Genomic DNA, 20,096 nt, shown 5'->3' on the forward strand with positions numbered 1-20,096 from the left:
TGGCCCGACGACAGTTCTCACAGGAATGTTCAGGAAGGTCTTGGTGGCAAACCGTGGTGAAATCGCCGTCCGAGTGATGCGCGCGTGTAAAGAACTAAACATCGGAACCGTCGCGATCTATTCCGACGCCGACAAGAACGCCGGCCACGTGCGCTACGCCGACGAGGCGTACAACGTCGGCCCCGCTCGAGCGGCCGACTCCTATCTGGATCACGAGGCCGTCATCGAGGCCGCGCGCAAGGCCGACGCCGACGCGATCCACCCGGGCTACGGCTTCCTCGCGGAGAACGCCGAGTTCGCGAGCAAGGTCGAGGACGCCGAGGGGATCACGTGGATCGGCCCCTCCAGCGACGCCATGGAGGCGCTCGGCGAGAAGACCAAGGCCCGCTCGATCATGTCCGAGGCGGACGTGCCGATCGTCCCCGGGACCACGGAACCGGTGACCGACCCCGAGGAGGTCAAGGCCTTCGGCGAGGAACACGGCTACCCCATCGCAATCAAGGCCGAAGGCGGCGGTGGCGGCCGTGGGATGAAGGTCGTCCGCTCCGAGGAGGAAGTCGAGGACCAACTCGAGAGCGCCAAACGCGAGGGCGAGGCGTACTTCGACAACGACTCCGTCTACCTCGAGCGCTACCTCGAGCAGCCCCGTCACATCGAGGTCCAGATCCTCGCGGACGAACACGGGAACGTTCGTCACCTCGGCGAACGTGACTGCTCGCTCCAGCGCCGCCACCAGAAGGTCATCGAGGAAGGGCCGTCCGCGGCGCTGACGGACGAACTCCGCGAGAAGATCGGCGAGGCCGCCCGTCGTGGCGTCGCCGCGGCCGACTACACCAACGCCGGCACCGTCGAGTTCCTCGTCGAGGAGGAACCCGGCCGGGACGGCCCGCTCGGCCCGGACGCGAACTTCTACTTCCTCGAAGTCAACACCCGGATCCAGGTCGAACACACCGTTACCGAGGAGATCACGGGCTACGACATCGTCAAGCGCCAGATCCGGATCGCCGCGGGCGAGGAGATCGACTTCGACCAGGACGACGTCGAGTTCGACGGCCACGCGATCGAGTTCCGTATCAACGCCGAGAACGCGGCCAACGACTTCGCGCCCGCGACCGGCGGCACGCTCGAAACGTACGATCCGCCGGGCGGGATCGGCGTCCGTCTGGACGACGCTTTGCGGCAAGGCGACGAACTCGTCACCGACTACGACTCCATGATCGCGAAACTCGTGGTCTGGGGCGAGGACCGCGACGAGTGTATCGAGCGTTCGCTGCGCGCGTTGCGGGAGTACGACATCGAGGGCATCCCGACGATCATCCCGTTCCACCGGCTGATGCTCACCGACGAGGAGTTCGTCGCGAGCACGCACACGACGAAGTACCTCGACGAGGAGATGGACCAGAGCCGGATCGAAGAGGCCCAACAGCAGTGGGGCGGCGACACCGGCGACGGGAACGGCGACGACGAGGACACCGTCGAACGCGAGTTCACCGTCGAGGTCAACGGCAAGCGCTTCGAGGTCGAACTCGAGGAACACGGCGCGCCGGCGATCCCAGCCGGAGAGGTCGAGACAAGCGGCGGCAGCGGGACGAGCCCGCCCCAGCCGGCCGGCGGCGATAGCAGCGGCGGCGGCGCGGACCTCGCCGGCGAGGGCGAGACCGTCGACGCCGAAATGCAGGGGACGATCCTCGACATCGAGATCGAGGAAGGCGACGAAGTCGCCGCGGGCGACGTGCTGGTCGTCCTCGAGGCGATGAAGATGGAAAACGACATCGTCGCCTCCCAGGGCGGCACCGTCACCGAGATCCCGGTCGAAGAGGACCAGAGCGTCGACATGGGCGATACGCTGGTCGTCCTCGAGTAACGGGCGCTTTTTCGCTCGTTTTCGGGCGTTCGGCCAGCGGGCCGCATCGCGACCGACGGACGCCGTCGACCGGTCGCCGGGAACGGCAGCTATCCGTATCTACCACCTCCCGTCCGCTCGAGCCGAACGTCTTCGCCCGAACGTCGAAACGGTTCCGGTCGAAAGGACCGGATGCACGCGGAGCCCGTCCACGCGACCCCGTGGACGACCGGCAACAGTGAGCGTCTCAGTACACGGTAGCAGTCCCGGCTCCTGCGTGCGAGTGTCCGACCAAACGTCGGCCCGAATCGGTCGACACCGGTCTCACAGAGCCATCGTCACCGGTGATCGGGTTGTGGGTCTCGTCTCACCCACTTGCGGTGGTCGTTCGGTCAGTCAGTCGACCCGATCGCCGACCCTCTCTACGAAGCGTTTTTTCGACCGTTCGATCCGCGGAGCCACACGTTCTCGGTAGCTCGAGCAGGAATCGCCGTTCGCTCGAGCGAGTGGTGATTGGTGAGTGGTGAGTGGCAAATACCGAATACCGAATAGTGGGTAGTGAGTAGCGAGTAGAAGAAGATCGAACGGTCGGCGGAAACGGCTCATACGGTTTACTGTCCGTCAGTTCCGGCGCAACCGCGATCCGGACGGCGGTTGCGTCGGTACATCGGGACAGGGATCCGTATCAGTCCCCGACCGACGGCGTCACGTCGGGGTCGGGTGCGGCATCTTCGTCATCCCACGGCAGCGGTCCGTCGTACCCCTCCGGGATGTGCGGGCAGAGCGGATCGCTCTCGAGCGGATTCCCGGTGTGAGCGTACGCACGGGAGCGGCTCCCGCCGCAGACGTGGCGGAACTCGCAGGCGCCGCACTTGCCCTCGAGTCGGTCGCGGTCCCGGAGCGACTCGAACAGCGGCGCGTTCCGGTAAATGTCGTGTACCGGGCGTTCGCGCACGTTGCCGGCCGATTCCGGGAGGAAGCCCGAGGGATAGACCTCCCCGGTGTGGCTCACGAACGCGAAGCCGTCGCCCGCGATGATCCCGGTGCGGCGCTGGATGCCGTCGTCGGCATTGCTCTCGCGGCTCGAGCGGCCGGGTTCCCCGTCGGTCTCCGCATCGCGCCCTCGGTCCCGATCCCGCTGGAGCGCCACGCGGCGGTAGTGGGGCGCTTCGGTCGTCTTGATTCCGAACGGCTCCTCGCGGTTGACCTCGTCGAGCCAGGCCATCACCGCGTCGGCCTCGTCGGGATCGATCGGCTCGAGGATCCGTCCGCGGCCGACGGGGACCAGGAAGAAGACGCTCCACAGCACCGCGCCGATCTCCGTCAGCAGGTCGCGGATTTCGGGGAGGTCGCCGACGGTCTGACGACAGACGGTCGTGTTCACCTGGACGGGAAGCCCCGCCTCGCGGGCCTGTTCGACCGCCCGGATCGTTTCCTCGAAACTGCCGTCCTCGCCGCGAAAATCGTCGTGGCTCTCGGGTGTCGCGCCGTCGAGGCTGACCGCCATCCGCCTGAGGCCGGCGTCGGCCAGCGCCTCGATGCGCTCGGCGGTCAGCGAGTGGGTCCCGCTTGGGGTAATCGTCATCCGGAGCCCAAGGTCGTCGCCGTAGGCGACGAGTTCCTCGACGTCGTCCCGGACGAGCGGGTCGCCGCCCGAGAGGACGACCAACTGCCCCTCGCCGAACTCGGCCGCGTCCTCGAGCAGCCGCTTGCCCTCCTCGGTCGTGAGTTCGTCGGGGTGGCGCTGGGACTGGGCGTCGGCCCGGCAGTGGTCACAGGCCAGTTCACAGGCCTGGCTGAGTTCCCAGATGAGCACGAACGGTCGGTCGGAGGTGTCGAGATTGCCGGGTCGCATTACTCGAGGGTTACGAGGACGCAAAGGAAAGGGACTCTCTCCTTCCCAGGGGTCGGGAAGACGGTGACATGTTCGTCGGCGGGCTGAAGGGGTGACACGGCCGGTTACTCCCCCACGTGGACGCGGGTGACGTGGCCACCGCAGCCACACTGGTCGACGTACTCGAGGCGGATTCGGGGCTCGGCGCCGTCCACATCGCCGTCGACCACCGGGAACGCCGCCTCGAGTTCCGGCCAGAGGTACGACTCGGGGTGGCCGTGGTCGCCGTGGGTCACCAGGTTGACGTGGTAGCCGTCGGCGGTCGCCTCGACCGCGTCCTTGGCCTGTTCGACGACCAGGTCTCGGTCGTCGGCGTGGACGGGCTTCTCGAGGTTCGCCGACCACGAGCACTCGTGGACGCGACGCGTCACTGGTTCGGCGCCGCTGACGTCTTCGCTCATGCGGCCACCTGCGGCCTCGAGCGGGGTAAGGGCTGAGACGAACGCGTTCGCCCTAGCAGCAAAACATGAAGGGGTAGATGAGCGCGACGCGGTCGCCGTCCTCGAGTTCGGACTCGAACCCGTCGTAGTGTTCGTTGAACCGGCCGTTGATGCAGACTCGGGCGTAGGTACGAGTCTGCTCGCCTTCGGGGTTCTTTCGCCACGTCCCCGGGAGTTCCTCCGGCGGCTCCGCCCACCCGTGGGCGGTTGCCTCGTCCTCGGTTTCGGCGATGAGCATGTCTTCGACGTCGTACTCGTCGAAGAAGGCCTCGAGGAAGTCCCGGAGCCGGTCGCCCTCGAACGCGAACTCGAGGTCGTGGGTACCGACGGCCTCGCGGACGTGGCCGGTACAGCGGACCTCGACGGTGGTCGTGGCCTCGGTCGAACGGTCTGTATCGCTTTCGGATCCCGGCTCCTGGCTCGTTGCGTCGGCTGACATGCCAGTACGTACGCCGCCGAGCCGCGAAACGTCCGTCCCGAACACGTTCGGACACAACGGCACGGCGTTCGGCCCCCAACGGGCGAGTATGAACCGGATACCCGGCGGACTACGGACCGACCAGCAGCCGCCGATGGCGATCCCGCTTCGACACTTCGTCCTCGCGCTCGCCTTCCTCGTCGCCGGGATCGTCGGCGCCACCGCGATGACCGTCGAAACGCTGCCCGGACTGGCCGACATCGCCTCCGTCCACGCCCTCCTGCTTGGCTGGGTCGGGGTGACGATCATGGGCGCGATGACACAGTTCGTTCCCGTCTGGTCCGGCGTCACGATCCACTCGCGGCGGCTCGCCGTCACCCAGCTGTGGCTCGTCGTCGTCGGCCTGGTCGCGTTCGTCCCCATCCTGCTCGTCGGCGACCTCGCCTGGCTCCCTCTGGCCGCTGCGGCGCTGCTGGCCGGCATCTGGCTGTTCGTCTACAACGTCGGTCGCACGCTCCTCCGCGCCCGACCGCTCGAGTTCACGGAACGCCACTTCGCCGTCGCGCTCGTCTGCTTCGCCGCGGTCGCGCCGCTTGGATTCCTGCTCGCCGTCGATTTCACGACGCCGCTGCTCGAGGGCGTTCCGTTCGCCAGGGGTGAGGTCGTGCTCGCCCACGCGACGCTCGCGCTGTACGGAGCCGTAATCGGGACGATCATCGGCGCGCTGGTACAGCTCGGCCAGATGTTCGCCCAGTACGATCTCACGGCTCTCGACGATCGCCTGCTGGCCGTCGAACAGCCGCTCTTTCCGGCAGCGATCGTCGCGCTCTCGGTCGGGCGCGGGCTCGGCATCGAACCCCTCGCCCGTGTCGGCGGGGTCGCCCTTCTCGCCGCGCTGCTCGCCGTCGCGGTCGTCGTCGCCCGGATCCTTGGCGGGTCGACCGCGGACCGCTCGCCGATGACAGACCGCTACTGGGTGGTCGTCGCCTCGCTGGTCGCCTGGAGCGTCGTCGCCTTTCCCGCGTGGTGGTCCGACCCGCTCGGGTACGCCGGCCTCTTCGGCCACCCCGACGCGACGAACCTGCTCGTGTTCGGCGTCTTCGCGTTCGTCGTCGTCGGCTCGCTGTACCACATCGTTCCGTTCATCATCTGGCTCGAGGAGTACAGCGACCGGCTCGGCTTCGAACAGGTTCCGATGATCGACGACCTCTACGACGACCGCCTCGAGCGGGCCGACCTCGCCCTGACGCTCGTCGGCGTCGCCGCGATGGTCGCGACTCCGCTGGCGGACCTGCCCGGAATCGCCCTCACGGCCGGCGGGGCGGTGGCGACCGTCGGCTTCTGTCTGTTCGTCGCGAACATGCTGCTGACGATCCGCCGGCACAGTCCCGATGGCCTCGTCGGCGTGTTCACGACGCTCGAGGACGGGGAGTCAGGGGAGGAAAGCGAGCCGGGGCCGGACGTCGATATCGGGGCCGAGGGTTCGGCCGGGTCCGGTTCTGAACCCGAAGCCGGCCCCTGACGCTATGTCAATCCCCGCTCCAGGAAGACCGTCCCGACGACGGTCGCGTACATGACCGCCCCGACCGTCGAGAGCGTCCGCCCGAGCGGCACCGCCAGTGCCAGCAACGTTCCCGACCCGCCGGCACCCAAGAGTAACCCACACGCCTCGAGAACGAGCCCGACGGCGAGCGCAGCCGCGGCGGCCCCCGCTGTCCGATCGTCGACGAACCGGGAGGTGGCGATCCCGGGCGGGTAGAAGTAGTAGGTAACGCCGACGATAGTCAGCCCGAGGAAGCCGCCGACGGCGAGTCGGTAGTGGGCGTCGAACGCGGCCGCGCCCGAGCCGAGGGCCGGCCCGAGGGCGAACGAGAGCCCGAGCAACGCCGCGAGGACGGCGAAGGCGGCCGCGACGAGAACCGTCCGACCCCCCACTCGGGGTCGATCGCTCCGACGGAACATGTCGCCGTACGCGGTCCCGAAGCCGGCGAGCGCGGTCGCCTGGAGCGTGGCTCCGGCGCGAAAGAGCCAGTCGCCGTGGAGGTCGGCCGCGAGCAGTGCCGGTCCCATCACTCCGGTCGCAAGCACCGTGACGACGAGCGGCCGCGAGGGCGAGACGACGAGCAGCCGCGGGAGGAGACGAAACCCGACCGCGAACACGAGCAGTGCCGCAGTTCCCGCCGCGAGCAAGTGCGTAACCCCCGGACCGGCCGGGACGAACGCTGGGAACCCGCCCTCGAGGCCGAGTACACCGACGAGCGCGAGCGACGAACCCGCGAGCAGGTACGCGAGCACGAACGGAACGGCAGCGTTGGCGATTCGGTCGATGGGCCGTCGCTCAGCGTTCGCGCTGCCGGTGCCCGTTTCGTCCCCAGTGGGGTTATCACTGATCGTCCAGCCGAGCACGCCGACGAAGACGAGACAGCCGCCGAGCCAGAGAGTGAGTCCGGCAGCCTCGAGGACGGCCGGTCCGACGCCGGCGGCCCCGAGAAACGCCCCGACCGTTCCGAGCGCGGCAAGCGGCAGATGAAGCACGGCTGCAGTCGGGACGGCGAGTTCGCGCGCGAAGTACGACGGGATCAGGGCGTAGGCTTTCCCGAAAACGACGTGGAGGACGAAGCCGTTGACGCCGAGCACGACGGTCGCCGACCGGGGATACCCCGCCAGCGCGGCCAGGTGCCAGGCGACGAAGAAGCCGACGCCGGTCGCGACGAAGAGCCGCGACCAGCGGGTGACGGTCGCCGTCGCGGTGCCCGCTGGCGCACCCATCGGCTAGAACGGCGACTGCGTTCGCCGATCGCTCTCGTCGTCCCCGTCGGCAGACCGGTCCTTTCCGGGGATCTCGCCAGTCTCGAGGTACTCGGTCTCGAGTCGCTCGAGGGCCTCGTTGAGCCCCTCGGCCTGGTGGTGGGTCGGATCGACGCGCACCCGGACCAGGTCGTACTCGTGGCGGTCGGACAGGCCGTTCCAGGCCCGGAACGATCCCTTCGTCAGGGCGTCGGCCTGCGGACAGAACTCCGTCGTCGGGGAGAACTCGGCCCGCAGCACCGACGGGTCGTCGGCGTCGACGGCATAGCGGTAGCCCGCCTCGGGGTGGCGGTGATCGAGGTTGAGCCGGGCGAGGTTGTAGCCGAACGTCGCGTCGTAGACGCCCCGCTCCTCGAACAGTTCCTCGGTCAGTTCGTGAAAGCCGACGTGATCCTCCTCGACGAGTACGTCGTGGCCCGCGAGGAACGGACCGGGATCCGGGAGGTGCTCGGGAACGAACTCGGACGCGTCGTCGAAGCCGTCGCCGTCCGCGTCGGCCCCTCTCGAGAACGGATTCATCTCGGATCGAGATACGGTATCGACGGCCCAGTATCCCGTCCCGAACATGTACCCCAACTCTTGTTCTTCTCCTTCGACCCCGACGCGTGTCCCGTCCCCGGCTACGCGTCCGCGTCCGGCCGATCGAACGCCACGTCGCCGGTGACGCCGTCGACGTGTGCCTCGAGCGGTTCGTCGCCCGACGTTTCGAACGACACCCGCCAGGTCCCACTGATCCGGTAGATTTGACCGGAAAGCGGCGTTTCCGGATCGTCACCGCGGTCCTCGAGCGCGTCGCGGGCGAGTCGCTCGGCCTCGTCTTCCCCCTCGATCCGGAGATCGTCGGCGAGTCGAACCGTGACGACGGGGATGTCGGCCATCCGAACGATGCGCTCCGTGACGCTCCCGACCAGCACGCGATCGAGCCCCGTCCGTCCCTGGGTCCCCATGACGATCGCGTCGATCCCCTCCTCGTCCGCGTAGTTCAGGATCTCCTCGTGGGGGACTCCCTGGCGGACCGCAGTCGTGGCGTCGATCCCGCGACGGTCGGCTTCGAAGGCGACGTGATCGACCGCTCGACGGGCCGCCGGTGCTGCATCCTCGCTCTCGAACGTGCCCAGCGGTCCCTCCGGAACGATCGAGAGGGCGTGAACCGTCGCGTCGAACCGCTCGGCGATCGTCAATCCGTGTTCGATCGATCGCCGCGTGTCGTCGCTCCCGTCCGTCGGAATGAGGACGTCGTCGTACATCGGTCGACAGTTGGGAAGGCGACCATAAATAGCCTCGACCCACGTTCGGCGGCTGACGGGTCGAGCGAGGAGGAGACTGACCGCCTACTCCTCCCCGCGAACGAACGTGACCGGGCACGGCGAGGACAGCAACACTTCCTGGGCCGTCGACCCGAAAACCGCCTTCCCTGCCGGCGAGCGCCGACGGCCGCCCACCAGCACGCGGTCCGCGTCGACGTCGAGCGCGAGGTCGACGATCGACGGGCCGTGATCCCCGACGGTACCCCGGACCTCGTATTCGACGCCGTGTTCCTCGAGCGCCGTCCTGAGTTCGCGGATCGTCGAGTGGCGGGCGGCGACCTCGTCGGGGTCGACGTCGGCGCCAGTCTCGAACTCGAGGCGCTCGAGCACCTCGTCGTACTCGTCGCTCGTGAAGACGTGTGCGAGCACGACGGTCGCGTCCGCGGGGGCCGCGACCTCGAGGAGCGCGTCGCTGAGTTCGTCGGTTCGGTTCGCATCGCCGGGTCCGACGGCGAGAAGTACCGTCTCGAGTGCTACGGTCATACCCCCAGTAAATCGTGCGGGTAACTAAAACCACGCGTGTGATACACGCCGTGAGACGGTCGGGTCGAACGTCGGCCGACCGTGCAGGACTCCGATATACCGTCGCCGACTTCCGCTTCCGGGCGACTTTTCCACGCGCTCGCCAACCACCCGGCATGGACGGACCGGATCTCTCGGACCACACCGTACTCGTCACGGGAAGCGCGAAAGGCGTCGGCCGCGAACTCCTGCTTTCGACGGCCGACTGCGGAGCCAGGACGGCCGTTCACTACCACACGAGCGCCGACGCCGCCCGCGAGGTCGCCGACGAGGCGCTCGAGCGCGGGGCCGAAGACGCGACGACGGTTCAGGCCGACGTGACCGATCCCGGCAGCGTCGACGGCCTCTTCTCTACCGTCGAATCCGAACTTGGGACCGTCGACGTCCTCGTGAACAACGTCGGCGACTTCGCCCCGACACACTGGGAGGACCTCGAGTTCGAGACGTGGAAACGCGTCTTTGCGACCAACGTAGACGGGACCTACCTCTGTTCGAAGCGGGCGCTGCCGGCGATGCGTGAACGCGACGACGACTACGGACGGATCGTCAACGTCGGCTACGCCTCCTCGGAAAAGGGGCTCGTCAGCCCGCGAAACTTCCCGTACTTCGCCGCGAAGGCGAGCGTGTTGATGTTTACGCGCATGCTCGCGGCGGACACCCAGGACGACGGGATCACGGTCAACGCCATCTCGCCGTACGTCGTCGAGAACTCCGACGTGTTCCCGGACGAACTCCCGCGGGACCGCCCGGCAAGCTACGAGGATCTGGTCCAGCCGCTTTACTTCTTCCTCGATCCCGAGACCGACTACGTCAGCGGCGAGAACGTCGAAGTCGACGGTGGCTGGTTGCCCGAATCCGTCTGACCGTGGTCGGTTGGTCGGCTCGAGTCAGAAGGGGGAGACGTAGAGGGCGCCCGACCCGTCTTACGATCCGTCGGAGACGCGCCAGGTCGTCGCGGACGTGTACGACCACTTCTCGATCTCGATATCCTCGACCGAATCCTGTAGCTGGACCATCAGCGCGCCGATTTCCTTCGGCGAGAGGTCCACGTCGTCCGCGATGAACTTGCCTTTGACATAGAGGTCGCCGGACTGGCGCTCGAGTTCTTCTTTGAAGTAGTCGACGAGCCGCTGTGCCTTGGAGGAGTGCTGTGTGGACTGTGACTGGGTCTGGGTCTGGGTTGCGCTCGTACTCATAGTTTTGTTAGTGGGGACTGTGATCGTGACCGATGATTGCACACGCGCTGTACGCCGCGAGGAACCCGACGACGGTCGGCGGGGAGACCGACGTGGCTCCCATCGAAAGCGCGACGAGAGCCACCGCCGGCAACAGGATCGTCAGCCAGAACGCGATCGCTCGCACCGGAGGGAGGACGGATTCGCTCACGGCAGACGCCACTCGCCGGGCGGCGGGGCGAGCGTGAGGATCCGTGTTCGGGGTCCGCAACATGGTTCGACTCACTCTCCCCTTTCCCCTCCGACCCCATATAAAGAACATATCATTAGCTGTGATTCACTTTGTTTCACGAATCACGGCACTCGTCGGCCGTTTCGAGTCGTTTTATAGAGCCAATAAAACGATCTAGAGGGCCGTAGACGTTTTAGAACCGCTGCTAATTCTTTCGTTTCTGTTCGGTAGATCCCGGGGAATTCACGACTTCGGTTCGGATTTACTCGCGACCTCGGGTCGATTTCGTCAGTAACCTCCGTTGTAATCGTCAGTCGGAACGGGCACACGCGACATCGCGTCCACCGACGCCGCGGTCGACAGGTGATCGATCCTGGAGGAAGGCTTCGAGACGTGACCCTAGAAGGGGAGATCGAGATCCAATTCGCGTTTCGCGAACGTCGCGAGCATGGGCAGGTCGCCGGGCTCGAGCAGTCGCATGATCGCCCGGACGTTCCCCTTGTTGGCTTTCGCCAGCGTCTCGTCGTCCAGCCGGTTCAGGTCCGCCATCAGCTGATCGTACCGTTCGTTCCCCGCGAGATAGAGGAGCTTCGTCATCAGGAGGCGGCTGCGCATGTTCGGCGCGACCTCCCGGTGCCACAGCGTCTCGTAGACCTCGAGGTTCTCCGCGGACGGCTCGAGGTCGCCGTGTTTGAGACAGCTGTCAGCCGCGGCGGCGGCCATCCGCCCGGACTGCATGCACTTGTTGATGCCCTCGCCCCAGAGCGGGTCGACCGTCGGGACGGTGTCGCCGATCGCCATGAACCGGTCGGCGTGCATCTTCCCGGGCATCTGGATGTGGGCCGAGCCGCGGTGTTGCTTGCCCTCGATGCGCTCGGCGTCCGCGAACCGCGGGTCCGTCTCGAGCCAGTGCTCGAGGTAGTCGTCGATGGTGTAGCTGTCCTTTGCGTAGCGCTGGTGGTGGCCGTTCTGGATGTAGCAGAGTCCGACCTTTGCTGTGTCCTCGCCCGTGTGGAAGATCCACGAGTAGCCCCCAGGCGCGATATCGTGGTCGAGTCGCAGCATCATCGCGTCGTGGAGGTCGGCGAATCCGGGGCGGTCGATGTCGATCCCCTCGAGTTCGTACTCGATCCCGATCGCATGGTTCTCGCGCTGGAGGTCGCTAACGCCGAGTTCCTTCGCGATCGGTGCGCTCGGGCCGGTCGCGTCGATCACGATGTCGCCGTAGACCTCCTCGTCGCCGTTGTACTGGACGCCGACGATCTCCCCGTTCTCCATGATCGGGCCAGTGACCCGTGCGCCGAACCGGTACTCCGCGCCGTTCTCGCGGCTGTCCTCGACGAGGAACCGCTTGAAGTCGGCGAACTCGAGGACGGCACCGGGCTGTTCCCGGACGTAGTGGTCGGTCGGCGACTCGAGGACGACGCTGTCGGTGTACTGCATCACGACATCGTCGGGGATCCCGAACGAGGCCATCATCGACGGGAACGTTCCGGCGGTCGATTTGTTGCTCTGACGGGGGAACTCGTCTTCCGGTTCGGTTTCCAGGACGACGACGTCGTATCCTCTCGTCGCGAGATCGCGGGCGCACTGTCCGCCGGCGGGTCCGGCGCCGGCGATCACTACGTCGTAGCGCTCGTTCATGAACTCGGAACTGTCTCGGAGCCTAATTAGTCTGTCCGGTCTCTCCGCGGTATCAGTATCCGGACAGATATTTCACCTGATCATTGCGGGCAGATCACGTCCCGGATGACGTCGCTCTGTTCGTTTCCCACGTACGACGGGCAACGTCTTGTGTCTGCCGTCGGCGACCGCGTACCTTTTTGCTCCGCTCCCGAAAACCAAGGAATATGGTCGACGTCCTCGACAACAAGCGGGCCGCGACGCGGTTCAGGATTCTCGTCCAGATCGCCGAGCGCCAGCCCGCCGTGAGCCAGGGGGAGATCGCCGAGGAAGTCGGCGTCACGAGCCAGGCGGTCAGTGAGTACATCCGTGAACTGGTCAACGACGGACTCGTCGAGAAGGAAGGACGATCGCGGTACCGCGTCACCAAGGAAGGCGTCGACTGGCTGTTCAGGGCCGCCGACGACGTCCGCCGGTTCGCGGACCACGTCACGGGCGACGTCCTCGGTGCGATGAGCGAGGATGCCTACATCGCCCTCGAGGAGATCGAGGAAGGCGAAACGGTTTCGCTGTTCATAGAGGACGGACTGCTCCACGCCGAACCGGGCAGCGAAGGCCCCGCGACCGGAATCGCGACCACCGACGCCGAGGCCGGCACCGAGGTCGGCGTCACGAGCTTCGAGGGCGTCATGGATCTCGAGCCCGGCTCCGTCACGGTGTTGCAGGTCCCCAGCATCCGGACCGGCGGCAGTCGTGCGATCGACGACGACACCGTCCGCGACGCCTGTGCGGGCGCCGATCGGGTCGCCGCGACCGGCATCGAGGCCATTGTGGCCTGCCGACAGACCGACGTCGAGCCGTCCGTCACGTTCGCCGTCGGCGAATTCGCCGCGGACGCCGCCGAACACGGCCTCGAGGTCACCGTCGTCGCCACCACGGACTCCGTCGGCCGCGTCACGGACGCGCTCCGGGACGCCGACGTCTCGTACGAAGTGCTCGAAGGGTAGACCCGAGAGACGACTCGAGAGGAACTCTCGGAACGTAGTAACCGGACGAATCGGAGAAAACGGGAAAAGCGACTCGAGGGTCCGCGACCGGCTCAGCCGATGTACCGCAAGTCGTCGTCGGTTGGGACGTCCATCCCCTGTTGTTGTTCCATCTCCTGGATCTTGCCGACGACCTCCTCCATCTCCTCGGCCCGCTCGTCCAGGGAGTCGTACTCCAGTTCGAAGCCGAGCAGTTCCTCGAGGGTCTCGAGGACCGCACGGGCGCTTTTGGGATCGACGATGTAGCCGCTCGTTTCGCCCATCAGACAGGCCGCGTCGAAGCCGCGGCGGTCCCCAAGACCGAGGAGGAGCCCGGAGACGCCGACGATGCCGCCGGCCGGTTCGTCCTCACGGAACTCGACCCCGGCGTCTTCGAACTCGTCACACATCGATTCGTCGCTGACGGCACCGACGACGGCGTACTCGTCGATGAGTTCGCCGGTCGGGACGCCGCCCAGCGCGAACACCTCGCTCGCGCCGAACTCCTCGGCGACGTCGAGGAAGGCGTCGGTCAGCACGTAGTGGCCCTCGTTGGACTGGGCCTGGTGGTCACCGGTCAACAGGAGCAGGTCCCGCCCGTCCTCGACCGAGACGGCGTGGATCTCCGTACAGGTCAGCTCGGAGACGCCGTCCTCGACGCTGACCTGTGGCGGGAACTCCCGGGAGTAGATCCGGCGAACGAGCGTGCTCTCGCCCGCGAGCTCCTCGATCAAGTGATCGACGGCGAGTTTGCCGACGTGTCCGACGCCGGGCAACCCCTCGACGAGTACGGGGTCGTCCAGTTCCGCTTCGGCGACCGCGTCGACCTCGAGTTGGTCCATACCCGTATCAGCGATTGCGACGCTTAAGAGACCGTCGGTACTCGCCGTACGGGTCCTCGGGGTCGAACGGTGCCGGGGCGCTGTTTACCGCGTCCGCGCCGCAGTCGGGACAGTCGACAGAAAGGGTATACACCGGGCGGTCGTGTCGCTCGCGCCACGCCGAACACACCCGGATGTCGGATTTCATCTTCGTCCTCGTCCTATTCGTCGTCGATGCGGCGCTCGCGGTGGTACTCGCCCTCGCCGCCTTCCTCCTCGATCGCGGCGATCGCGCGCTCGGCGCTTTCCTCGAGTTGGGATTCGGCGGTCTTGTAGTTGGGCGCCTGCACTTTGATGCGGTACTCGGGTGCACCGACGTAGCTGACTTCGAGGTCGACCTCTTCTGGAACCTCGCCGTTGCCTTCGGCGGCCTCGAGCGCTTCGCGGATGCCGTCGACGCCGGACGGCGACGGGTTCTCGAGGTCGACGTAGCCGGGGACGTTGACGTACGGCACCGAGACGTTCTCGCGGGCCGTGTCGACGATCACGTCGATCTCCTCGTCCGAGAGGTCAGTGTCCTCGAGAGCCTCGTCGCCGTGGATCGCAGCCTGCTTGAAGCCGTCGTAGAGGCTTCCGTGGGCGCCGATCAGTTCGTTGGCGATGGCCGTGTAGGTCTCGTCGTCGGCGTCTTCCCCCAGCGCGAGTTCCATCCAGTTGTCGGCTTTCTGCTCGTTTTTCCACTGCTGGATCTTCTCGGAGCGCTGGTGGTCGTTGACGTCCTTCAGCGACAGGTCGATCTGCTGGGAGTCTTTGTCGACGTCCAGCACCTTACAGACGACGATCTGGCCCTCGCGGACGTGGTCGCGGACGTTCTTGATCCATCCGCTGGCGACCTCGGAGATGTGGATGAGGCCGCGCTTGTCCTCGTACTCCTCGAGATCGACGAAGACGCCGAAGTCTTCGATCTCGTCGATCTTGCCGACGACGAGTTCGCCGGAGTCGGGCCAGCCGCTGTATTTCATCGTGACTCGACTGTTTCGACGATCTCGTGTTCGATCTCGGCCTTTCCACCGGTCGGCCGGGCGAGCGTGGTTCCGCAGACTGCACAGGCGACCTCCGTGGAGGCCTTGCCGAAGACGACCTGTTCGTTCTCGCAGTCACCGCAACGGACGCTGTAGAAGTTTCCTGCCATCGTAATCACTCCTGGAACTCGAGTCGGCCGGCGCGCCATCCCTCGCGGAGGTGGGCCTTGCCACACTCGCTGCAGCGGTACTTGAGGTCGGTCTTCTTGGTCGGCTTCTCGCCGGCCGGCACCTTCGAGAAGCGACCGGAGTTACCGATGCTCGAGGTGTGTCGCTCGGTACGCCGAGCGTCCCACTTCATCCCCGACGAGCGGCCGGATCGGGCCTTCTCGACTTCGTGTTCGTGGTGTTCGTTGCAGTGCGGGCAGTACGTATTGAATCGGCGTGGCATCTGCATCGTTATCTCACTTGCCGTGGCCTAAGACGGGGCCGTTTAAAACCCGTTTGGTTCGTTGTCGTCGGCCGACGGAATGGGGGCGAAGGGCTGTCCGATCGAACCGACGACCACCGGGACGCCGGGAGAGCGACCGAGTGCGTCACGCGTTCGAAGCGTTTAATCGTCCCTCTTCCGAACTCCGACCTATGAAACAGCTCATCATCTACGGGGACCCGGGGATCCGAAAGGGCGCCATCGTCGAGTACGACGGCGAAGAGGTGGTCTGTTTCGGGATCAACCGCAACGGCGAGTGGCACGGCCCCGAGGACGTCCAGCTCTGGTGTACCGTCGGCGACCAGTCCGAGTACGAGGACTACGAGAAGCGAAACTACGTCCCCCACTTCCTCGACGTCGATCGCGTCGACGCCGCCGACGTCGACGTGATCCGGGCGAACGGCGACCTCGCACTGTAACGCCGACCGCGCCTCGCGCGGATCGCCGCACCCGATCGCTCGCCGACCGTTTTTGCTCCGGGTACCTCGTCCCGTCGCACCCGACGTGTCACCTCCCGACAGTCGGTTCCCGCTCACCACAACTGACAGGCAAGCTATCATTTTCAGTACGTTTTTGAGGGATCGACGGGACCCTACGGACGAATGAGCCGGACGCTCGGTCTCGTCGTTCCGGCGTTTCGCCCGAACGTCGATGCCCTCCGCGCGTACGTGTCGGATCTCGACGAGCGCCTCGAGCCCGCTGCGATCCGGATCGAACTCGACGATCCCCGGCCAGAGACGGTCGAGTCTCTCGAGGCGCTTCCGGCGACGATCAACGCCGTCGACGACCGGCGTGGCAAGGGGGCCGCGGTGACGGCTGGGTTCTGTGCGCTCGAGACGGACGTCCTGGCCTTCGCCGACGCCGACGGGAGCACGGCGGTCGACTCCATCGAAACGATCGTCGACCGGGCCCGCGAAGGGGGTGCGGACCTCGTAGTCGGCACCCGCCGTCACCCCGAGGCCGACGTGCTCTCGAGCCAGTCGGCGCTCCGCGAGCGCCTCGGTGACGCGTTCGCGTGGCTTGCCCGCCGGTTGCTCGCCGTCTCGGTGTCGGATTACCAGTGCGGCGCGAAAGCCATCGACGCGGAGGCCTGGACGGCGGTCTGTCCGCACCTCCGGGAACACGGCTTCGCCTGGGACGTGGAACTGATCGCGCTCGCGGACGCCCTGGGCTATCGGATCGAGGAGGTACCAGTGACGTGGGCCGACGCGCCCGATTCGACGGTCTCCTCGGTCGAAACCCCCCTCGAACTCGTCCGCGGTGCGGTCCGCGCTCGCCGGCGTGCGACGCGAGTGAGTGCGAGCGAGGAGAGGGACGACCAGGGTAGCCGGCGCTGGAGACCCCTCTCGTCCGTCGCGAATCGCCCGTCGGAGCCGACACGGGTGATCGAACGGCTGGAACTCGAGCGGGGAGCGAACGCCGAGTTCCCGCCCGAATCGGACCCTGACGGCAACGCCGACGATGATTGAGTCCCTGCTCGAGGCGGTCCGAATGCGCGCCCGTGCGCTGGTGTCGATCACGCGATTCGGCCAGTTCGCGGGCGTCGGCGTCGTCGGTGCGGCAGTCGACAACGGCGTCTTGCTGTCGCTCGTGGAACTCGTCGGGATCGGGTTCGTCCCCGCGAAGGTCGTCGCCTGGGTGCTCGCGATCGCGGTGATCTTCGCGATCAACGAGGCCTGGACCTTCTCGACGTACGGACGGATGGCCCCACGGGCGCTTGTCAAGCGCCTCCTGCGGTCGTACACGGTTCGATTCGGCGGCTTTCTGGTCACGCTGGGCGTCTACGCGGCGCTTATCGAACTGTTCGGTGTCTGGTACCTGCTCGCGAACGTGGTCGGTATCGCCGTCGGCTTCTTCGTCAACTACACGTTCGAGAGCCTCTTTACCTGGAAGGTCCACCGTGAGTAGCGACAGAAATCCCCACACGGCAGCGGAATCACAACCCTTAACTAGTGCACTCGGTTACGATGAGGTAGCGGGATGGGATAGCCAGGAGATTCCGGCGGGCTCATAACCCGCAGATCGGTAGTTCAAATCTACCTCCCGCTACTTTTCGCCGCGAACCTAACGAGACACGGAGACGAGTCCCCCGAGCGGCGAGAGTAGCTAGCGGCTCTCGTTACTATTTCGAATTCGTCGGGATAACGGCCCTCAGTACGCTTTCGAGCGGTGAGCGACCGGTATATCGTTCAAACCGTCTCGAGGCCGGAACCGAATCGCTCGGATGCCACGACGCCTCGGTCGGTCTGGCCACAAGTATTTCCCGGGAATGTCTCACGATCCCACACCTGTTTTCACCCCCGAGTTCCAACGCCGGGGTATGTCAGGCCAGCCCACGTCGCTCCTCGAGCGGTTTCGGAACCCAGAGTATACGGGCGACAATCGCTGTCTCCCGTGTACCGCGGTCAACATTGTCATCGCGGCCGTCGCGAGCGCGCTGCTCGCGGTCGTCTCCGCCGGCGTAGGGGCCGTCGCCTTCGTCGCCTCGCTGCTCGCTATCTACCTTCGCGGGTATCTCGTCCCCGGGACGCCGACGCTCACCAAGCGGTACTTCCCCGATCGCGTCCTCGCGCTGTTCGACAAGGGGCCGCATCCGGTCGAGGAGACGCGGGCGGCGAACGCCTCGACGGCTTCCGGCGGGACCGAGTCCGGAAACGGTTCGCCGGTCGAGAACGCCGCGGCCGAGAGCGACGCCGGCGATCCCGACGACGAGGAGTGGGAAACCCTCGAGGAACTCGAGCGCCACCGCGAGGAGGCGGTCGATCCCGAGACGTTCCTCCTCGAGGTCGACGTCGTCGAACCCTGCGAGGACGCGGACGACCTCTGTCTCACTGACGGGTTCGCCGACCGCCTCGAGGGAGCGATCGACCGCCACGCCGATCACGTCGGCGACCCGGACCCGGCCGCAGTCGCCGACCTGTTCGGCGCGGAGTCCGCGGCCGTCGAGGTCAAAGACCGCGAGTACCCCGCTATCGAGGTCGGTCGTCGAATCCACAAGTGGCCCGGGGACGCGGCGCTGATCGCCGACCTCGCGACCCACGACGCCCTGGATGCCTGGACGGACCGCTGGGAGACGGTGCCGCGCGGTCAGCGCGTCGAACTGCTCGAGGCGCTCCGGTCGTTCCACGACGCCTGCCCCCAGTGTGGCGGCGCGATCGAGTTGAACGACGAGACGGTCGAGTCCTGCTGTCGCGCCTACGAGGTGCTCGCGCTCGGCTGTCGCGACTGCGGGGAGCCCCTGCTCGAGTTCGACCCGACCGAAATCAGGGGACAGGACAGCGACGGCGGCGTCCAGCCCTGACGAAGGGTTACCGCCGCCCCGTATCGACCCGCGGATCGAGGCTGTTGTACGCGAGATCCTGGACGACGTTGCCCGCGATACCGACGCCGATGATGACGAGGGTACAGCCGAGGACGACCGGCAGGTCCCGCGCGTGGACGGCGTCGAAGAGGAGCCGGCCGAAACCGCCGATCCCGAACAGCGACTCGATCACGAAGACGGCCAGGACGAGCAACGCGAGCGCCTCGGTGAACAGCATCGAGAACAGCGGGATCGCCGCGTTACGGACGATGTGTTTCGCCACCCGCAGGCTCCCCGCGCCCTTGGCCTCCACCAGGGTCACGAAGTCGGCGGACGCATACTCGAGCGAGTGGGCCCGCGAGTAACTCACGTAGCCGCCAAGCAGCGTCGTCGCGGTGAGCGCGATCGGCAGGGCGTGATCGAACAGAAGCGCCGAGTTCGGTACCGCCTCGGTGCCGCGCAGCGAGACCAACATCCCGCCGATCCAGAAGTTCGGAAGGGCGAAACAGAGGTAGGCCGTGGACAGCCCTGCGTTGGCGAGTCGACTCTCGGGGTGCAACGCGGCGTAGACGCCGACGGCGAGACCGAGCGCGATCGCGAGGCCGATCGCCGGCAGGATGTACATCGCCGTCCGCACGGTCGCGTCCATCACCATCGAGAACACCGGATCACCTGATCCCAGGACCGCTGCCTGGGAGCCGGATCCCCCCTCGGAACTGAGGAAGAACGCTTCTCCCCACTCGAGGGTGAGCATGTTGCCCATCCAGTCCACGTACTGCTCCCAGAGCGGTCGATCCAGCCCGTGAGTCGCGAGGTACTCCTCCATCGCGCGTTCGATCTCGGCCTCATCGGCCCCCACGAACCGCATTCGCCCCTCGAGGCCTTCGGCGACCCAGTCGCGGCTCATCGTGAACGCGGCGAAGACGGCTGTCAGGACGGTCCACGCGGCGACGAACCCCATGGCGAACCGCTTCGCGACGACCCGGAGAAACCCCATCTCCGCTCACCTCGCGGAGACAGGGCAACCGGTCGCGACGGTCGGCCGCGACGCATCTCGATACTCACAGTGCCCCGACCGGGGACGGGATCGGGGATTCGAACCTCGAGACCGCCGTAGGGCGAACGGATCGACGGGTCTGATCGAGCGCGATTGCGGTCCGACACGATCCGGTCGG

The 20,096-nt window shown here is 66.6% G+C and carries 24 protein-coding genes and 1 tRNA gene; 9 read left to right on the forward strand and 16 right to left on the reverse strand.

Features of this window, described 5'->3' with window-relative positions; translation table 11 throughout:
- Positions 1-25 precede the first annotated feature (25 nt).
- Positions 26-1,864: an acetyl-CoA carboxylase biotin carboxylase subunit gene (locus CHINAEXTREME_RS19505; protein WP_007140552.1), complete on the forward strand. Its 1,839-nt coding sequence runs from the start codon at positions 26-28 to the stop codon at positions 1,862-1,864.
- Between the two features lie 664 nt (positions 1,865-2,528).
- Here CHINAEXTREME_RS19505 and CHINAEXTREME_RS19510 read toward each other — a convergent pair.
- From CHINAEXTREME_RS19510 to CHINAEXTREME_RS19520, 3 genes are all read right to left on the reverse strand, one after another.
- A complete protein-coding gene (locus CHINAEXTREME_RS19510) occupies positions 2,529-3,698 on the reverse strand; it encodes a TIGR04053 family radical SAM/SPASM domain-containing protein (RefSeq protein WP_007140551.1) in 1,170 nt (389 codons plus the stop codon).
- A 104-nt stretch (positions 3,699-3,802) separates the two neighbouring features.
- Positions 3,803-4,138: a CGCGG family putative rSAM-modified RiPP protein gene (locus CHINAEXTREME_RS19515; protein ID WP_007140550.1), complete on the reverse strand. Its 336-nt coding sequence runs from the start codon at positions 4,136-4,138 to the stop codon at positions 3,803-3,805.
- A 52-nt stretch (positions 4,139-4,190) separates the two neighbouring features.
- A complete protein-coding gene (locus tag CHINAEXTREME_RS19520; protein ID WP_010546704.1) occupies positions 4,191-4,616 on the reverse strand; it encodes a hypothetical protein in 426 nt (141 codons plus the stop codon).
- Positions 4,617-4,704: 88 nt separating this feature from the next.
- Here CHINAEXTREME_RS19520 and CHINAEXTREME_RS19525 point away from each other — a divergent pair, with 88 nt between their 5' ends.
- Complete coding sequence (locus CHINAEXTREME_RS19525) at positions 4,705-6,117, forward strand: hypothetical protein (protein ID WP_044961839.1); 1,413 nt, start codon at positions 4,705-4,707, stop codon at positions 6,115-6,117.
- A 2-nt stretch (positions 6,118-6,119) separates the two neighbouring features.
- On the opposite strand, the gene CHINAEXTREME_RS19530 is transcribed toward CHINAEXTREME_RS19525, so the two are convergent.
- The 4 genes from CHINAEXTREME_RS19530 to CHINAEXTREME_RS19545 form a co-directional block, all read right to left on the reverse strand.
- The gene (locus CHINAEXTREME_RS19530) at positions 6,120-7,364 is read right to left on the reverse strand and encodes a hypothetical protein (RefSeq protein WP_007140547.1); all 1,245 of its coding nucleotides are present in this window, start codon (positions 7,362-7,364) and stop codon (positions 6,120-6,122) included.
- A gap of 3 nt (positions 7,365-7,367) precedes the next feature.
- On the reverse strand, positions 7,368-7,970 hold the full coding sequence (locus CHINAEXTREME_RS19535) for a hypothetical protein (protein WP_029601604.1): 603 nt from the start codon (positions 7,968-7,970) through the stop codon (positions 7,368-7,370).
- A 53-nt stretch (positions 7,971-8,023) separates the two neighbouring features.
- Positions 8,024-8,650, reverse strand: a complete 627-nt coding sequence (locus CHINAEXTREME_RS19540) for a universal stress protein (protein WP_007140545.1) — start codon at positions 8,648-8,650, stop codon at positions 8,024-8,026.
- An 84-nt stretch (positions 8,651-8,734) separates the two neighbouring features.
- A complete protein-coding gene (locus tag CHINAEXTREME_RS19545; protein ID WP_007140544.1) occupies positions 8,735-9,193 on the reverse strand; it encodes a universal stress protein in 459 nt (152 codons plus the stop codon).
- 155 nt (positions 9,194-9,348) lie between these two features.
- Here CHINAEXTREME_RS19545 and CHINAEXTREME_RS19550 point away from each other — a divergent pair, with 155 nt between their 5' ends.
- Positions 9,349-10,095, forward strand: a complete 747-nt coding sequence (locus CHINAEXTREME_RS19550; protein WP_007140543.1) for an SDR family NAD(P)-dependent oxidoreductase — start codon at positions 9,349-9,351, stop codon at positions 10,093-10,095.
- 60 nt (positions 10,096-10,155) lie between these two features.
- On the opposite strand, the gene CHINAEXTREME_RS19555 is transcribed toward CHINAEXTREME_RS19550, so the two are convergent.
- The 3 genes from CHINAEXTREME_RS19555 to CHINAEXTREME_RS19565 form a co-directional block, all read right to left on the reverse strand.
- Positions 10,156-10,428 (reverse strand): DUF7123 family protein, encoded by a 273-nt coding sequence (locus tag CHINAEXTREME_RS19555; protein ID WP_007140542.1) that lies wholly within the window; start codon positions 10,426-10,428, stop codon positions 10,156-10,158.
- A 7-nt stretch (positions 10,429-10,435) separates the two neighbouring features.
- Entirely contained in the window at positions 10,436-10,618 is a 183-nt protein-coding gene (locus CHINAEXTREME_RS19560; RefSeq protein ID WP_238593324.1) for a hypothetical protein, read from the reverse strand.
- A gap of 420 nt (positions 10,619-11,038) precedes the next feature.
- A complete protein-coding gene (locus CHINAEXTREME_RS19565; protein ID WP_007140541.1) occupies positions 11,039-12,283 on the reverse strand; it encodes a digeranylgeranylglycerophospholipid reductase in 1,245 nt (414 codons plus the stop codon).
- Positions 12,284-12,489: 206 nt separating this feature from the next.
- On the opposite strand from CHINAEXTREME_RS19565, the gene CHINAEXTREME_RS19570 reads away from it, so the two are divergent.
- Positions 12,490-13,269 carry a DUF7839 domain-containing protein gene (locus CHINAEXTREME_RS19570; RefSeq protein WP_007140540.1) on the forward strand — a complete coding sequence of 260 codons (780 nt, stop codon included), beginning with the start codon at positions 12,490-12,492 and terminating at the stop codon, positions 13,267-13,269.
- A 92-nt stretch (positions 13,270-13,361) separates the two neighbouring features.
- Here CHINAEXTREME_RS19570 and CHINAEXTREME_RS19575 read toward each other — a convergent pair whose 3' ends face one another.
- The 5 genes from CHINAEXTREME_RS19575 to CHINAEXTREME_RS19595 are packed head-to-tail and all read right to left on the reverse strand — an operon-like array spanning position 13,362 to position 15,587.
- Positions 13,362-14,129: a proteasome assembly chaperone family protein gene (locus CHINAEXTREME_RS19575; RefSeq protein ID WP_007140539.1), complete on the reverse strand. Its 768-nt coding sequence runs from the start codon at positions 14,127-14,129 to the stop codon at positions 13,362-13,364.
- A 7-nt stretch (positions 14,130-14,136) separates the two neighbouring features.
- Positions 14,137-14,316 (reverse strand): RNA-protein complex protein Nop10, encoded by a 180-nt coding sequence (locus CHINAEXTREME_RS19580; RefSeq protein ID WP_007140538.1) that lies wholly within the window; start codon positions 14,314-14,316, stop codon positions 14,137-14,139.
- A 13-nt stretch (positions 14,317-14,329) separates the two neighbouring features.
- Complete coding sequence (locus CHINAEXTREME_RS19585) at positions 14,330-15,130, reverse strand: translation initiation factor IF-2 subunit alpha (protein WP_076738771.1); 801 nt, start codon at positions 15,128-15,130, stop codon at positions 14,330-14,332.
- Positions 15,127-15,300, reverse strand: coding sequence for a 30S ribosomal protein S27e (locus CHINAEXTREME_RS19590; RefSeq protein WP_007140536.1), 174 nt, complete (start codon positions 15,298-15,300; stop codon positions 15,127-15,129). The genes CHINAEXTREME_RS19585 and CHINAEXTREME_RS19590 overlap by 4 nt, the downstream gene beginning before the upstream one ends.
- A 5-nt stretch (positions 15,301-15,305) precedes the next feature.
- The gene (locus CHINAEXTREME_RS19595; protein WP_007140535.1) at positions 15,306-15,587 is read right to left on the reverse strand and encodes a 50S ribosomal protein L44e; all 282 of its coding nucleotides are present in this window, start codon (positions 15,585-15,587) and stop codon (positions 15,306-15,308) included.
- 185 nt (positions 15,588-15,772) lie between these two features.
- Here CHINAEXTREME_RS19595 and CHINAEXTREME_RS19600 point away from each other — a divergent pair, with 185 nt between their 5' ends.
- The 5 genes from CHINAEXTREME_RS19600 to CHINAEXTREME_RS19620 all read left to right on the forward strand — a co-directional run bounded on the left by CHINAEXTREME_RS19600 (position 15,773) and on the right by CHINAEXTREME_RS19620 (position 18,921).
- Entirely contained in the window at positions 15,773-16,039 is a 267-nt protein-coding gene (locus tag CHINAEXTREME_RS19600; RefSeq protein ID WP_007140534.1) for an HAH_0734 family protein, read from the forward strand.
- Positions 16,040-16,222: 183 nt separating this feature from the next.
- Positions 16,223-17,089 (forward strand): glycosyltransferase, encoded by an 867-nt coding sequence (locus tag CHINAEXTREME_RS19605; RefSeq protein WP_007140533.1) that lies wholly within the window; start codon positions 16,223-16,225, stop codon positions 17,087-17,089.
- Complete coding sequence (locus CHINAEXTREME_RS19610) at positions 17,082-17,528, forward strand: GtrA family protein (protein ID WP_007140532.1); 447 nt, start codon at positions 17,082-17,084, stop codon at positions 17,526-17,528. Before CHINAEXTREME_RS19605 ends, CHINAEXTREME_RS19610 begins: the two co-directional genes overlap by 8 nt.
- 66 nt (positions 17,529-17,594) lie before the next feature.
- Positions 17,595-17,669, forward strand: a tRNA-Met gene (locus tag CHINAEXTREME_RS19615).
- Positions 17,670-17,940: 271 nt separating this feature from the next.
- Complete coding sequence (locus CHINAEXTREME_RS19620) at positions 17,941-18,921, forward strand: hypothetical protein (RefSeq protein ID WP_007140531.1); 981 nt, start codon at positions 17,941-17,943, stop codon at positions 18,919-18,921.
- 7 nt (positions 18,922-18,928) lie between these two features.
- On the opposite strand, the gene CHINAEXTREME_RS19625 is transcribed toward CHINAEXTREME_RS19620, so the two are convergent.
- A complete protein-coding gene (locus CHINAEXTREME_RS19625) occupies positions 18,929-19,918 on the reverse strand; it encodes an ABC transporter permease (protein WP_007140530.1) in 990 nt (329 codons plus the stop codon).
- Between the last annotated feature and the right edge of the window lie 178 nt (positions 19,919-20,096).

It is taken from the genome of Halobiforma lacisalsi AJ5 (assembly GCF_000226975.2).
GTDB lineage: Archaea > Halobacteriota > Halobacteria > Halobacteriales > Natrialbaceae > Natronobacterium > Natronobacterium lacisalsi.